Raw genomic sequence first — 14,760 nt, 5'->3', positions numbered from 1 at the left:
GTGCGCTCCGGGAATACGGGGCTTTTTCCAAGAGTGGCGGTAGTCTACCGCATAATCGCGCCAGGTCGATGTGATTTTGCTCACAAGCACGGGCATTTTGTCTGCTTCATAAAACAGACTCAACTGTAGGCAATGATTGCCTGGTAACCTATTAAAGATACTGTGATTTTTAACTAGACAAAAGTAGAGGACCACGAGTCTTCCCTATCTTCGACTCCAGGCATAGGTAAGATCGATCTATTAGCAACTTCATTTCCCCTTATACTTACCGCTTTTTGCAATATTTTGTCAGCACTAGCAATAAGATTGATATGTTGCAATCCATCCAGAAATGCCGATGTTGACATAACAAGCACATTATCCGGAAGTCTGACTAAAAAACCGGCTTTTTTAATATCACTATCCTCGAACAAAAAGATCGCGGCATCTATGCCATTTTCAAGTTCCTTTTTTAAAATTTCGGCGGCTGCCTGTTCCCCGCGATTGTTTGATCTTGTGGATGGATTTAACGCATGAAGTATTGTGAATTCACTATAAACTTCCGTGTTACCCACGAAAACTTGTTTAAATTGGTGTGAGATAATCCATTCCTGAATCTCTTTAGATCCCGGCTTATTCCTATGTCGTGTCACTTCGAAATTAACCATATCAGGAATAATGACTTTAATTTCAAGCAGGAGTAAGGTATCAAGGGCGTCAGCTACTGCCAGCGTTATCAGTGGACTGGCATCCGTTACAATTAACGTTATTTTCATTTTTCACCAAAAATAGTGTTAAATAAATTCAATTGTTTCTCATTGTAGTGAGCTCGTGTGTCTACTTTGGGTAGCCGCAAACCTCGACGACCTAATGCTTCAAGAATATCGCTGAACCACAGACCTGTTGCATCGACAACATTGCGCCGTGAAATATGTCCTAAAGAGTATGAATTTAATACCTCATCTAACTGCTCAACACTCAACGGATGATCTTCTTCGACTTGAGCAGGCGTTAAGTAAGCCGTTATTTTCCCATTTTTGGTGATCGCGATGGGGCCGGCGCTAACCATTCCCATTAGATAACCAAATTTATTTTTTGCATCAGTTGCCGATATTGTTTTCATGTGAACCTCGTATGGCTAAATTAGCTATTTTAACTATAACATTATTTCAGGCAAAAACTACAATAAAGGGGTCAAAAATAAAGGGGTCAGACCCCTTATAAAAAATAAACATATTGACATATTCATCTCCTATTTTTCCTCGTTACCCATAAATGATTTTATGTTAAATCAGATGATATTTAAGCGAAAATAAAAAAGCTGTAAAATAAACCATGTTATAGTTCAAAAATGTTTATGAAGCAGGCAGAAAAGGACGATAAAAATGGCTTTGGCACAAGAAGATATTGATCAAATTCAGTGGCTGATCAAAAAAGTGTTATCCGAAACACCTGAAACGTTAAACGCAAATGTGCGTTATGAGCTGGATTTGCGGGAAAGAACTATCCGCGTGGAAGAAGAGTTGAAACATCAGCGGGAGCTGATGGTTGAAGGCTTCAAGCAGATGGACAAGCGCTTTGAGCAAATAGACAAGCGCTTTGAGCAAATAGACAAGCGCTTTGAGCAGATAGACAAGCGCTTTGAGCAGGTGGAGAAGCGTCTTGACCAGGTGGACAAAAGGTTTGAACAGCAGCATCAGGAGATTATGGGGCTACATCATGAAATAAAATTGTTGATGCGCTGGAGTTTCGGCACATTACTGGCGATCGGCGGTTTAATTGTTGCGGTGCTACGTCTGGCACAGTAAAGGAAAAACATGGGGTCACCCATAATGAGAAAATAAAGGGGTCAAAATAAAAATAAAAAATAAAGGGGTCAATAAAGGGGTCAGACCCCTTAAATACACAATAAAGGGGTCAGACCCCTTAAAAAATAAACATATTGACATATTCATCTCCTATTTTTCCTCGTTACCCATAAATGATTTTATGTTAAATCAGATGATATTTAAGCGAAAATAAAAAAGGGGTAAAATAAACCATGTTATAGTTCAAAAATGTTTATGAAGCAGGCAGAAAAGGACGATAAAAATGGCTTTGGCACAAGAAGATATTGATCAAATTCAGTGGCTGATCAAAAAAGTGTTATCCGAAACACCTGAAACGTTAAACGCAAATGTGCGTTATGAGCTGGATTTGCGGGAAAGAACTATCCGCGTGGAAGAAGAGTTGAAACATCAGCGGGAGCTGATGGTTGAAGGCTTCAAGCAGATGGACAAGCGCTTTGAGCAAATAGACAAGCGCTTTGAGCAGATAGACAAGCGCTTTGAGCAGGTGGAGAAGCGTCTTGACCAGGTGGACAAAAGGTTTGAACAGCAGCATCAGGAGATTATGGGGCTGCATCATGAAATAAAATTGTTGATGCGCTGGAGTTTCGGCACATTACTGGCGATCGGCGGTTTAATTGTTGCGGTGCTACGTCTGGCGCAGTAAAGGAAAAACATGGGGTCACCCATAATGGAAATAAGAAATAAAGGGGTCAGATCACGATTAATTGTCTCGTTCCCAAGCTCCCGCTTGGGAATGCCTACCCTCAAGCTCTGCTTGGCAGCTTAAGACAGTAACACCACCGGCAACACAGAGTCTGAATTATAGCGTTACACGATGGGCGACCTCGGCAACTGCTCCTGCGTTGCTCTACCTCCTGCATAATCCACAGGGATGTGGTGAATGCAGATATTGCAGGAGCAAATATCTGTCCATGCAGTCGTGCCGGATCGCCCCTACCCTTTATCGCGACCTATCTCGTTCCCAAGCTCCCGCTTGGGAATGCCTACCCTCAAGCTCTGCTTGGCAGGTTAAGACAGTGCGTAGGGTGGGCACCGCTTTTGTGCCCACGCGAAAACCTCTGGGCGCGACAAGAATACTTGTCATTCAAGCCCGGCTGCCGTAATATTGAGCTACTTTTGTAGCAAACCGGTTTGAGGTGAGATGATGGGAATACCCGTACGGATAGATAACGCACTCTACGATCAAGCTCGAGCGCAAGCACACGCAGAGCGGCGCACGATTGCCGGGCAAATTGAATTTTGGGCGTTGATTGGACGGACTGCATTAGACAATCCAGATCTTCCTATTGATTTCGTGCGCGATTTGCTGATTGCCCGTGCAGAAGGGCCGACGCTTGCTACGCCCTTTGTAGCTGAAGGCAAGCGCAACTGATGGATGAGGCCGTCCAGGTTCTGCAAAGCGCGCTGTTCAGCCGGGCTTATAAGCGCTTGCATCCGAAGCAGAAGGCCGATGTGGATGATGCCGTGACCGACATTGTGCGAGACCCGACCATCGGGGAGGCAAAAAAGGGGGATCTTGCGGGTGTGTTTGTGCACAAATTCAAATCCAATGGCCAACTGACCTTGTTGGCCTACGAGTGCGATCCTGGCACGCGCCTGTTGCTGTTGCTGGGTTCACATGAGAACTTCTACCGGGATTTGACGCGATAGTTTACACGCGTGGGCTTTATTGGGCGACCGCCGGATCGCCCCTACAATTATCTCGTTCCCAAGCTCCCGCTTGGGAACGCCTACCCTCAAGCTCTGCTTGGCAGGTTAATACAGCAAAACCATAGGCAACACAGAGTCTGAACTATAGCGTTACACGATGGGCGACCGCCGGATCGCCCCTACCCTTTATTGCGCCATATCTCGTTCCCAAGCTCCAGCTTGGGAACGAGGCATGCGGGCGCGAATTTATTCGCGCATTTAGCCGCCACTGCGCGAATAAATTCGCGCCCGCGCAATGCCAAGAACACCCGTTACCAGGCGACTCTCACGCCCAGCCAGCCTTCCAGGGCTTCGGTTTCAAACAGGCTGATGTTGCTGTGCTGCTGCTGCCATTGAACGCTGGCCACGGCGCGCCAGTTGGCGGCGATCAGCGTCAACGGCCAGTCGTAATCCAGCCCCGCACTTAGGCGGCGTATGTCTCTGTCGGCACCCTGACTCAGCCAGGGACTGTAGGCTTGCAGGTCGTTGCTTTGCAGGATGTCGGCGCGGGCTTTGACAAAGCTGCCCCAGAGGAGCACGTCGGTCAGCCAGATGCCGGCCACTTCCAGCTTGAACCGCTGTTGATCGCCGCCCGGCCGCTGGCTGCTGGCCCAATCCCATCCGGCGCTGATCGCGGCATTATATAAACCCAGCTGGGTATTGCACTGCACCCCGGCCATCAGCCCGGTATAGCGACTGTCCAGCAGCGGGTTGCCATGCTGTCTTTGCCACAACAGATCTATCCCGGTCTGCGGCTTGCAATAGCGACCTTGCTTGCCGGCGTGACGCAACATCATCTGCACGGTATACAGGTAAACGTCGCCGCCGTAACGCAACGCACTGAAGCCCAGCGCGGCTCCGGTCTCGGAACCGCCGTCGCCCTGTTGTATCAGCGAGGTCAGCAGGTTGGCGCCCTGATAGTCGGCGTAACCGCTGTAGCCGGTTTCCCGGTTAAAAAGCTCGCCTCTCACTTGCCATTGCCGGTTGTCGGCGACGCTTCGCACCGCGTTTGCGCTCAGCTGGGTTTCGACCCCGAAACCCGCCTGTTGGCGAAATTGCGGCTGCAATTCAACGGTGACCGGCCCGGAGGGCAAGGTTAACTGGATGCTTGACTGGCTAGGCGCCTGATTAAGGTTGCTGCTGTAGCCGCCGCGCATTTGCAGGCCGCTATTGATTTGCCAGAGTTGCGGCGGCACTTCTTCCGGTTGGCTCGGCTGCTGCTGCGGCTGAGTCAGGCTCTGGCTGTCTATCCCGGCCAGGGCGCGATGGTATTGCTCGGCGGCCGCACTGACATCGGGATATTGCATCAACACCCGTTCCAGCAGATCGGCGGCTTCGGTGTAGCGCATTCTGGCATTGAGTGCGGCGGCTTGGCGCACCCGTTCATCGACTTTTTGGCTGCAGGCCGGGTCGCAAGCGGTTGCCGCCGCGACCGGGGCAACGCTGCAGGCCAGCGCCAGCGCCAAGATTTTCCAGCTCAGCTTCACTCGTCGTCTACCATCAACTCCGTGGGTAGCGGATTGGCTAGCGGCGACTCTACTGGGCAATGGCGCATTGCCGGCACGAACAGTTCTGTCGGCTGCCGCCGGTCCGGTAACAGAAACTTGCCCAGCGACACCAGTGCCGCCCGGTGTTGCCAGATTCCGGCGATATTTTCGCCGCAAATGATGGCTTGCGCCAGTTCGCCGGTCATGGCCTGCAAGCGTATCGCGGTGGTCACGGTCTTGCCCAGCAGGGTGTAGGTTCGGCGCCGCGCGGGGCCAAACGATCCCACCAGGACTTTGCCCTGTTCGATGCCGATGCCTATCGCCAACGGCGGCAGGGCGTTGATTCCGGTTTCGGCGCCAAACAGCTGCTCTGCGGTCAGCACCATGCTTTTGGCGGCAGTGAGCGGCCGCAGATCGCTGTCATCGCTACGCCACACGCCCATCACCGCATCGCCGACGTATTCTTCCACCACGCCGCCTTGCTGCTCGATGATTTTACCGGCAAAGGTGTAGAAGTTATGCAACAGCGCCCCGGCCTGTTCCGCCGGTAACTGCTCGCACCAGGCCGAGAAGTTTCTTAAATCGGCATAAAGCACAATGACGTGCTCGTGATGGGCATTGAGGGTGCTGCCGGGTTCTTGTCCCGCTATCTGCCGGGCTACGTGTTCTGGCAGATAGCTGGACAGGTTGCGGTAAAGCAAGACGCCTTCGGCGCGACTGCTGAGATAGCCTTGCGTGGTGATAAACGTCAGCAATGACAGGATAAAAAACACCGCTGCCATCCACGGCAGCCACAGACTGGCGGCCCAGAGCAGTCCCGCATGCAGGGCGGCGGTTGCGCCCAGCAGCAGCAGCCCGGTTAATACCGGCGCATAAACCCGTAACACGCCGCGTCGAAAACGGCTGGCGCCGAGCAGCAGCAGCGCCGACAGCGCTATCCAAGCGGCCTGCAGCCCTATTGCGCCACGGGGCTGAAAAGGTATCCGGCCATCGAGCAGTGCGGCGATCAGTTGCGCGTGCACTTCGACGCCGCTTGCCGCTGCCGCCTGCGGCGTCGGCACGGTATCGCCGATGCTGAAAGCGGTCGCACCGAGTAGCGCCCAAGCGCCTTGCAGGTACCCTGCAGGCACGTTGCCTGCCATCACATCCTTTGCGGAAAAGGCGATGATGGCCTCTCTGGACATCCACCAGGGCAACAGGATGTCGCCCCGGCGGTTAATCGGCACGGCAAAACCCGGCAAGCCCGGATGGCGCAATGTGGCCTCCGGGCCCAGCCATTCGGTGCCGGCAACAACGCTAAACTCGGGCGCTACGCCTGCGCCTGCGGCAATCGCGGCCAGCGCCAACGCGGCATAGGCTTTGTTCCGGTAACAGATGATGGCCGGTAACTGCCGAATGACGCCATCGGCCGAGATCCGGGGCGTGATATGACCGGCGCTTGCCGCCAGAAGGGCGGGCGCATTGCCTATCGCAGCGTTAGCCTCCGGGAATTGCCCCGGACATAACCCGCCGGGCATGCCTGCTTGCAGCTGGCCTCTATTCACCGGCTCGGCGGCATTCATGGCTAATACCTGCGCCAGCACCGTCGGGGTTTTCAGTAGTTCTGTTGCCAGCCGGTCGTCTCCCGATGCTGACTCGGGAAAAGCAATGTCGACAATGCGCTGGGCAACGCCCTGCTCTGTCAGGCTTCTGAACAAGTCTGCGGTACGCTCGCGGGGCCACGGCCAGGCGCCGTAACGGGCAATGCTGGCTTCGTCGATATCGATGACGACGACGCGGCGCTCCCGGTTGGCGGAAGCGCCGATCAGCTGCCACAGGTGATCGCCGACAGCGGCTTCAATACGGGCAAAGGGCTCCGCCCAAAACACGCCGGCCATCAGGGTTAAGGTTGAGGCCAGCAACAACGGCGTTAGACGGTTTTTGAGCAGCGACTCGGTCGTTATCATTTTTTGGTCCAATCGGTGATGCCATGAAAGGTGCCTGCCGGAACCTCGCGCTCGAAAAGCATGCCGGCATGGGCGCCATCGGTTGACAGCGCACCGGCCACTTTGCCGGCCGCATCCTGCGCCGCAAAAATGCCGTTATCCTGAACCGGCCCGGACAGATCGAGAACCGCCGCGCCTGCTTGCGGATGACTCATTTCCAGGTGGGTAGAAAACTCGCGCTGGGCAAAATCGACCCGCAGTGTCGCCGCGTCCAGTTTGGCGAACGGACTGTCCTGGGTCTGCCACGACGAGCCATTGCCGACAAAATGAACCTGATCGCGCGCCAAGTTGAAATCGTACGCGCCTGCCCGAGGCTCTAACCCGGTCAACGCTGATGGCGCACGGAACAGCGCGAAATATTTGTTGCCGATGATGACATCCCGTCCTGTTCGCGCCTCGGCATAGGGCTGACTCAGGGTATCCACAGGCAATTGGCCGCCCCAGCGCGCCCAGGCAAAGGGCGATGGCGGCAGAACCGGCGGGATGGGCGGAACCGGGGGGATGAGCGGATCTGGCTGGATGGGCGGAGTCGGCTGCGGGACGACCTCTAAACGGTTGGCAATGTCGGCGGCTTTCATTTCGGCAACGGTGATCCGCCCCGGCGTAACGGCAGGCTGATCGGGCTGCTCGCTGCCGGTATGACTCGCCTTCGACAGGATCGCCGAATCCAGCGGCACAATTTTCTCTTTTTCCCGGCGGCCGCTGAATTCAATCATGACGCCGCCCATGGCTTCGGATAAGTGCGTTGCGCCCCCGCAAGCGCCCAGACCATTGACGGCGCACTGCGCACTCAGTGGAGCGATGGCAATAGCGCCTGAATAAACGCCTGCCCAGGTTTTTTCGAGATCGGCGCGCACCACAAAATCGGTGCCCAAAACGCCAATCGCGGTAATCGGGGTGTTGAGCCGAAAGCGGTCATGCGCGGCTTCGGTGGCCTTTCCGGAAATACTGCGGACAACACCGGCTTCGAGGTTGAAGCGGATCGCGCTGTTTTTGGGTTGCACTTTGTCGTAGTGATAAAGCTCGATGCTTAGGCGGCTATTGGGCCGCAGACTGACGGTGCCCTCATCGACAAAGCGTAAATGCACATGCCCGCCTGCGGCGGTTTCGATGGTTTCGTCAACGTAGACGGGGTCGCCTCGTTTTAGCGGACGCCGTTCGCCTTTGCGGTTATCGGCCGACGCTTGGCCAATGACCAGGGTGACGCGACCCACCTCGTCCGGCTTGCTGGGTTCGTTGGCACTGAGGGGAATCGCGATCAACGCCAGCAATACGGCCGCGACTAGGCCACGCCATCGCTTTTTACCGGCACGAAACGTTGTGGAGCCATACGCCTCTATTGATTCATTCATCTGGTTTCTCATTGGAACAGCTTTTCTATTTTGGCTATTATCGGCTTATGTCAATTTTTACGCTGTGCCTGAAATCACAATTGGCTATAGCTTATCCGGATAAAATAATGGCTAATGTGGGGGCGGCTACTCACTTGAGCATAAGTATCTACATAAGTTAACTTGTGCAGATAGCGATGCTTAAGCCGGGGCAGTGTGAATAGCCTATGCCCTGCGGAGTGCAAGCTCTGCTTGCGAACAGGCAAAGCCTGTTATCCGGCTTGTCCCGGTTTAAGTGGGTAGCCGTGGGGGCGGCTTTAGTCGCCCCCACAACCCTGTCCATGCGTCAACTTAAGGGTGCTGACACGCTGGCGCGAAAGCGAGCATAGGCTTAAGCTAGAATTTTTCAATTCCCCAAAATGATGGCGATCAGGCGGTGAGTGCCCTATAATAAACGCCACCTATCAGATTCTAGTTCCCCTCTAAAGCTCTTCATCCTAATATAAAGGCATCCCTTGTTTTTGAAAAAAGATTTAGCCCATTATGTCGGTTGACCCGCTGCTGCTTAAGCAGTTTGATCTTTTTAAGCCGGTTCCCGTTGAAATTATTAGTACGCTCAGTCAGTATGCTCAACTGGTGGAGGTGCCCCGGCGCAAGATTGTCATGGAGAAGAATCAACACGCTCACTCGCTTGGACTGCTGATGGATGGACGGCTGCAGGGGGTTGATATGACGCTCGACGGCCGCGAAGCAGGACTTTATTTTGTCGAGCCGAACGATTTTTTTGGCGAACTTGCCGTTGTTGATCAGTTGCCTACGCACGAATTTGTGATCTCGTTGGCACCGTCGCGTTTTGTTACGGTACCCGCCAACATCATTGTGCAGCTTATTAACGAGGTTCCGCAGGTCGCCGCCATTATCAATACCCGGCTGGCTCGACGCTTGCGCGAAGCGCTGGTACAACGAACCCTGCTAACGATGTCCTCGCCGCTGCAACGCGTCTGTGCGCAGCTGATTCAGTTAACCATAAAGACGCCCTCCGGCGAACAAGTCATTACCCTCGCGCCAACCCATCAGGAGATTGCGATCATGATCAACGTCACCCGGGAAACCGTCACCCGCGTCTTTCAAAAACTGCAGACAAATGGCGTTATTGTGCGCGACGGCAGCGCCTTGCAGATCAAAAATATTCATTACTTGAATCATATCGCCAGCGGCGAACAGGATAAATAATCCGGCCTGGCGTAGGTGGGCGCGAATTTATTCGCGCATTTGACTGTCACTGCGCGAATAAATTCGCGCCCACAATGTTCAGTCGTCACTGTCTTTTCAGTCTAACTGCGACGGCGCGGGAGAGCGAATAAGTTGTGTCGCTAGCTTGCCTGAAGGGCGGGATTTTACGCGGCACCAGGATAAACAATTGTCGCGCCGAGGGTTTTTATTTGCGATAATAAATTTTTTAGTCTTTGCAAATTCCCCGCTGATTTCACTTTGAACCTGACAAAATCCCCCTTTTTAGACATATTTCTCAGCTTGCAGAAAAATTATCCCCTGATCCTGCAAATGGTCAGACGCGAAATTATCGGCCGTTATCGCGGCTCATTCCTGGGATTGCTGTGGTCGTTCGTTAATCCGGTGCTGATGCTGACGATTTACACGTTCGTGTTCGGTTTTGTGTTCAAGGCCCGATGGGGGCAAGACAATACCGACAAGTACGAGTTTGCGCTGGTGCTATTTACCGGGCTGATTGTGTTTAACCTGTTTTCCGAATGTATTGCACGGGCGCCGGGGCTGATTCTGGCTAATGTCAATTATGTCAAGAAGGTTGTTTTCCCTCTTGAAATTCTCCCTTGGGTAGCGCTAGGCTCGGCCCTGTTTCATGCCGGCATCAGCCTGGGCGTATTGTTTATTTTTTTGGCCGTACTGGGCCATGATTTTTCCTGGACCATGCTGTATCTGCCGGTGCTGCTGCTGCCGTTTTTGTTGCTGATTATGGGCTTGTCGTGGCTGCTGGCATCGATCGGGGTCTTTATCCGTGATGTCGGGCAAATTATCGGCATGGCGCTCACCGTGCTGATGTTTATGAGCCCTATCTTTTACCCGTTGAGCGCGTTGCCGGAAACGGTAAGCCGCTACCTGCTGCTGAATCCGCTCACTTTAATTGTCGAACAAGTCCGCAATATTTTGCTCTGGGGGCAGCACCCGAATTGGAGCTATCTGGCCATTTACAGCATAACGTCGCTCTTTATCGCCTGGCTTGGGCGGCTCTGGTTTGAAAAAACCAGAAAGGGGTTTGCCGATGTCCTTTAATATGTCGGCCAGAACAACTGGAAGAGGCTTTTTGAGAAACATGACACAATACGACCTGCGCTCAGTGAATAACTAAACGATGAGACTCTCCGAACAAACACGACACATTATCCGAGATACTGTTCGAGAAGTTTTTGGCCTTGAGGCTAATGTAAGGCTTTTCGGATCAAGAATAGATGATTATGCCCATGGCGGCGATATTGATCTGCTCGTTGAGCTGCCATCGATCACGGCGGAAATTGAACGCAAAACCCTACAGCTTACGGCTAGGCTTCAATTACGCATCGGCGATCAGCCTATTGATGTGCTGGTGCTTGACCCTTCGACACCCAGACAATCAATACACGACCAAGCCTCCATGACTGGAATAAGATTATGAGTTCAACCTTGGCATTACCGATAACGCGCTTTCTGCATACGCTGGAGATAGTCGCAAAAGAAGGCAAGCATCTATCTTATAGTTGGACCAAGCTGTCCAACCAAACAATTGATGTCGAGTGGGTAATCGGCCTGGAACAAAAACCTGCCTGTGCCGAGCAACTGGAAGCCTTCGTCTCCCGGTTTGGCAGAATGCAAGATACGATGGCCGACAAATTATTTCCGCGCTGGCTGCTTGCGCTCGCGGAAGTACCCGGCAGTCAAATCGAAACACTGAATCGCGCCGAACGACTAGGCGTACTCACCAGCACGGAACGATGGCTTGAAGCGCGCAATCTTCGTAACCGCCTAGTGCATGAATACATGACCGACCCTACAAGATTTATCGAGGACTTGGCACTGGCGCAAGAATACAGCTTGATGCTAATGGAAACCTACAATCGTTTGCGTCAAGATGCGATGACACGAATGGGACATAAACAGGAAAGCCTACCTGAAGAATTGACCCTGCCGGGGCAGCTTAAAAACCGATAATATGAAGCCAATTGAATTACCGCAAGAGGCAGCATTGCCCAATGCCGCTATCAGCGTCAAAAATCTGGGCAAGTGTTATCAGCTTTACAACCAACCCCACGACCGTTTAAAGCAGTTTTTATGGCGCGGCAGGCGGCAGTATTTTCGTGAATTCTGGGCATTGCGGGACGTCAGTTTTGAGGTGATGCCCGGCGAGGTACTGGGCATTATCGGCCGCAACGGTTCGGGAAAGTCGACGCTATTGCAATTGGTCTGCGGCACCTTGACGCCGACCTCCGGCGAGGTTGCGGTTAAAGGCCGCGTGGCCGCATTACTGGAACTGGGCGCCGGTTTTAACCCTGAATTCAGTGGCCGCGAAAATGTGTTCATGAGCGCCGCGATTATGGGGCTGAGTTCAAAGGAGATTGAGGCGCGCTATGAAGATATCGTCGATTTTTCCGGCATCCGCGATTTCATCGACCAACCGGTCAAAACTTACTCCAGCGGCATGTACGTGCGCCTGGCGTTTTCGGTAGCGATTAATGTCGATCCCGATATTCTGGTCATTGACGAAGCCTTGTCGGTAGGCGATGGCGAGTTTGCCCGAAAATCATTCGACCGCATCCGCGACCTGAAAAAAGCGGGCAAGACTATTCTGTTCTGTTCGCATTCCCTGTATCAGGTGGAAGCCTTCTGCGACCGGGTGTTGTGGTTGGATCATGGCGATATCAAGCTATTCGGCAATCCGCAAGAGACCGTGCAGGGCTACAGCATCTCGCTGCTCGGCGGGGCAAAAACCGAGTCTGCCGCGCCGTCAACGACAACTCCGCCAGCCATTTCCGCACCTGAGGGCTACGCCCGTCTCTGCCATGTCGAAGTCAGCCTGGATGGTGAGATTGGATCTGTGCTCCGGGGGCGTCCTGACGAAAACGATCTGTCCATCCGCTTGCAATTCGAATCCGATCCTCAACTGCCTGCACCGACTGTCGGCGTAACCATCAGTTACGGCACGCTGATGACGGTAGCCTGCGTAGTGAGCCGCTCAGAAAACGTGCCGATCGAACGGGACCAACACGGCAGAGGCGAAGTGACTATCGACTTCCCTGCTTTACCGCTGCGCAAAGGGGAATATCTTGTAGCCGCTTATCTGGGCAACGAGGATGCCGTGCATATTTACGACAGCGTACAAATCGCAGCCACGCTGCAGATCGAAGACCCTCTACCGGAACCCGGCTTGGTGAATTTAGTACATCACTGGCATACGTCAGTCGGACACAGCATGGCATTGCCCCCTACTTCGGCACCGAAAGACGCCAACTGGCAATTGCTCAAGTTATTTACCGGCCGCCCTTTCTGGGTTGACCGGGCCGACAGTTTGCAACTCGCCAAATCCGGCATGTTTGAACCCCTTGAGACCGCATTGTTACGAGAACTCATAAAACCGGGAGACAAGGTGTTGGATATCGGCGCCAACATGGGTTATTACACCGTCCTGTTTGCCGATTGGGTTGGCGCGTCCGGCATTGTCCATGCCGTTGAACCTGACCCGGATAATTTCGCACTACTGGACGCCAATACTCGGGATTTTCAGCAACAAGGCCGTGTTCACTTGCATACACCGGCCCTTAGCGAGTCATCGGGTACCGCCAAACTGTTTCACAGTAAAGACAATGTTGGCATGCACCGCCTCTACGACTCTATTTGCTGCGATGGATCTTTCAGGGAAGTCGTGGTGTGTCGCGGCGATGACTTGGCTCTAGCCCCCCTCGATGTCATCAAGATCGACATTGAAGGCTATGAAGCGTTTGCCTTGCGCGGTCTAAGCGAGACGCTGACGCATAGCCCGAACCTAAAGATTTTATGCGAATTCTCGCCGCTGTCGATGATGGAAGCGGGCGTACAGCCGTTGCAATGGCTGAAGTGGATGGAGTCTTTTGGCTTTATCGCTATCGCGCATAACGGGACATCCTGGTCGCCGGTGGTACATGACGATCTGAAACGTGAGCTGAATTGTCTCGATAACCTCGATTTCACGGGGCTCACCTCAACATTAAAAACACGTAATAATGACGCCATTACCGACGCAGCGATTAAGGCGGCAGCAGCCTGCGGCTATCCCCGCCCGATTCTTGAAAATCTGCTCTTGGTAAGACCCCAATCATTGCAGGCCCTGACTGATAGCGGCATTGTGTTTAATTTTAAGACCTAACCGATAAAGATAATCATGTCACTTTCTAAGAAAATAGCGATTGAGCAGCAGACATGGGTAAAGCAATGGGCGCACCATGAAAACGAAGCCGAACTGCTAAACTTATTTCAAGCGTCTTTCGGCTATCGGATGCCACTCGAACTCTGGCGCTGGAAATACCGGGGTCTTGATACACTGGGCGCACTGGTACGTCGCGATGATCGTGCAATCGCTTTTTATGGCGCGAGACCACGCGCTATTCACCTGTTTGGCTCCCCGGCAACAGCGGCACAGATCGGCGATGTAATGGTGCATCCTAAGGAGCGCGGCATCCTGACACGTAAAGGCCCTCTTTTCTTGGTGGCTACAAGCTTTTTAGAGCGATTTGTCGGACACGGCAAAGCATTCCCCTTGGCCTTCGGTTTCCCATCGGAAAGGCATTACCGCCTAGGTACACGCCTGGATCTTTACGAGCAGGTTGGCGAATTGATGCGCGTTTCCTGGCCTGCCCTCCAAACCCGGCCAAGCTACAGCGTTCGCATGCGCCCCCTAAGCCGGAACCAAGGCGCGACAGTCGACCGGTTATGGCTTGAAATGGCCGATGCCTTGCAGGATCAGGTTGTCGGCGTGCGTGACTGGGCCTATCTGCAACAGCGTTATCTGGATCATCCCACCGTGGATTACCCGCTTTATCTGGTATCGTCTCGACTAACAGGATCGCCGATTGGTATCGTCGTGACCCGCATTCTGGACGACGCAGTAGAACTGCTGGACATCATCGCCCCGCCACAACGTGTGGCTACGCTGGTGCATTGCCTGCGTCGCCTGACCTGGAACCTGGGCAAGCCGCAGGCTTATGCTTGGATCACTGCACAACACGCTCAGCTATTTGCCGGCGAGACAGGCGAGATCGCCCCGACCGACATCGTTATTCCGCATAATCGTTGGACGCCAGGACTCCCTGCGAGTGCGTTGCTAAACCGCTGGTGGCTGATGGGTGGGGATACCGACTTTCGCTAACTAAGCGGTATCTGCCTACCGTTAACCTCG

At 53.3% G+C, this 14,760-nt stretch carries 15 protein-coding genes; 10 read left to right on the top strand and 5 right to left on the bottom strand.

The annotated features are described in order from the left end of the window. Window positions 1-173: 173 nt before the first annotated feature. Both ABXJ76_RS01130 and ABXJ76_RS01125 read right to left on the bottom strand, forming a co-directional pair. Complete coding sequence (locus ABXJ76_RS01130) at window positions 174-755, bottom strand: hypothetical protein (RefSeq protein WP_432743317.1); 582 nt, start codon at window positions 753-755, stop codon at window positions 174-176. Continuing rightward, the gene (locus ABXJ76_RS01125; protein WP_432743315.1) at window positions 752-1,102 is read right to left on the bottom strand and encodes a type II toxin-antitoxin system Phd/YefM family antitoxin; all 351 of its coding nucleotides are present in this window, start codon (window positions 1,100-1,102) and stop codon (window positions 752-754) included. Before ABXJ76_RS01125 ends, ABXJ76_RS01130 begins: the two co-directional genes overlap by 4 nt. Before the next feature lie 262 nt (window positions 1,103-1,364). Between ABXJ76_RS01125 and ABXJ76_RS01120 the strand changes: the two genes are divergently transcribed. The 4 genes from ABXJ76_RS01120 (at window position 1,365) to ABXJ76_RS01105 (ending at window position 3,479) form a co-directional block, all read left to right on the top strand. Then, window positions 1,365-1,787 (top strand): hypothetical protein, encoded by a 423-nt coding sequence (locus ABXJ76_RS01120; protein WP_432743314.1) that lies wholly within the window; start codon window positions 1,365-1,367, stop codon window positions 1,785-1,787. Between the two features lie 283 nt (window positions 1,788-2,070). Beyond that, on the top strand, window positions 2,071-2,472 hold the full coding sequence (locus ABXJ76_RS01115) for a hypothetical protein (RefSeq protein WP_432743312.1): 402 nt from the start codon (window positions 2,071-2,073) through the stop codon (window positions 2,470-2,472). A gap of 498 nt (window positions 2,473-2,970) precedes the next feature. After that, window positions 2,971-3,201, top strand: coding sequence for a ParD-like family protein (locus ABXJ76_RS01110; RefSeq protein ID WP_432743310.1), 231 nt, complete (start codon window positions 2,971-2,973; stop codon window positions 3,199-3,201). Further along, window positions 3,201-3,479 (top strand): type II toxin-antitoxin system RelE/ParE family toxin, encoded by a 279-nt coding sequence (locus ABXJ76_RS01105; protein ID WP_432743308.1) that lies wholly within the window; start codon window positions 3,201-3,203, stop codon window positions 3,477-3,479. Before ABXJ76_RS01110 ends, ABXJ76_RS01105 begins: the two co-directional genes overlap by 1 nt. Before the next feature lie 311 nt (window positions 3,480-3,790). Here ABXJ76_RS01105 and ABXJ76_RS01100 read toward each other — a convergent pair whose 3' ends face one another. The 3 genes from ABXJ76_RS01100 to ABXJ76_RS01090 are packed head-to-tail and all read right to left on the bottom strand — an operon-like array spanning window position 3,791 to window position 8,342. After that, entirely contained in the window at window positions 3,791-5,065 is a 1,275-nt protein-coding gene (locus tag ABXJ76_RS01100) for a hypothetical protein (protein ID WP_432743306.1), read from the bottom strand. After that, window positions 5,002-6,951: a CHASE2 domain-containing protein gene (locus ABXJ76_RS01095; RefSeq protein WP_432743304.1), complete on the bottom strand. Its 1,950-nt coding sequence runs from the start codon at window positions 6,949-6,951 to the stop codon at window positions 5,002-5,004. Before ABXJ76_RS01095 ends, ABXJ76_RS01100 begins: the two co-directional genes overlap by 64 nt. Further along, complete coding sequence (locus ABXJ76_RS01090; protein ID WP_432743303.1) at window positions 6,948-8,342, bottom strand: FecR family protein; 1,395 nt, start codon at window positions 8,340-8,342, stop codon at window positions 6,948-6,950. Before ABXJ76_RS01090 ends, ABXJ76_RS01095 begins: the two co-directional genes overlap by 4 nt. 522 nt (window positions 8,343-8,864) lie before the next feature. On the opposite strand from ABXJ76_RS01090, the gene ABXJ76_RS01085 reads away from it, so the two are divergent. From ABXJ76_RS01085 to ABXJ76_RS01060, 6 genes are all read left to right on the top strand, one after another. After that, window positions 8,865-9,554 (top strand): Crp/Fnr family transcriptional regulator, encoded by a 690-nt coding sequence (locus ABXJ76_RS01085; protein ID WP_432743301.1) that lies wholly within the window; start codon window positions 8,865-8,867, stop codon window positions 9,552-9,554. 330 nt (window positions 9,555-9,884) lie between these two features. Further along, window positions 9,885-10,631: an ABC transporter permease gene (locus ABXJ76_RS01080; RefSeq protein WP_432743299.1), complete on the top strand. Its 747-nt coding sequence runs from the start codon at window positions 9,885-9,887 to the stop codon at window positions 10,629-10,631. A 79-nt stretch (window positions 10,632-10,710) separates the two neighbouring features. Beyond that, window positions 10,711-11,010, top strand: coding sequence for a nucleotidyltransferase domain-containing protein (locus ABXJ76_RS01075; protein WP_432743297.1), 300 nt, complete (start codon window positions 10,711-10,713; stop codon window positions 11,008-11,010). Continuing rightward, entirely contained in the window at window positions 11,007-11,543 is a 537-nt protein-coding gene (locus ABXJ76_RS01070) for a hypothetical protein (protein ID WP_432743295.1), read from the top strand. The genes ABXJ76_RS01075 and ABXJ76_RS01070 overlap by 4 nt, the downstream gene beginning before the upstream one ends. 1 nt (window position 11,544) lies before the next feature. After that, on the top strand, window positions 11,545-13,731 hold the full coding sequence (locus tag ABXJ76_RS01065) for an FkbM family methyltransferase (RefSeq protein ID WP_432743294.1): 2,187 nt from the start codon (window positions 11,545-11,547) through the stop codon (window positions 13,729-13,731). A gap of 15 nt (window positions 13,732-13,746) precedes the next feature. Next, window positions 13,747-14,730: a GNAT family N-acetyltransferase gene (locus ABXJ76_RS01060; RefSeq protein ID WP_432743293.1), complete on the top strand. Its 984-nt coding sequence runs from the start codon at window positions 13,747-13,749 to the stop codon at window positions 14,728-14,730. Window positions 14,731-14,760 lie beyond the last annotated feature (30 nt).

The sequence above is a fragment of the Methylobacter arcticus genome (genome assembly GCF_050917435.1).
Lineage (GTDB): Bacteria > Pseudomonadota > Gammaproteobacteria > Methylococcales > Methylomonadaceae > Methylobacter_A > Methylobacter_A titanis.
The sequence above is the reverse complement of the archived record's forward strand: the minus strand, read 5'-3'. Positions and strand labels throughout refer to the sequence as shown.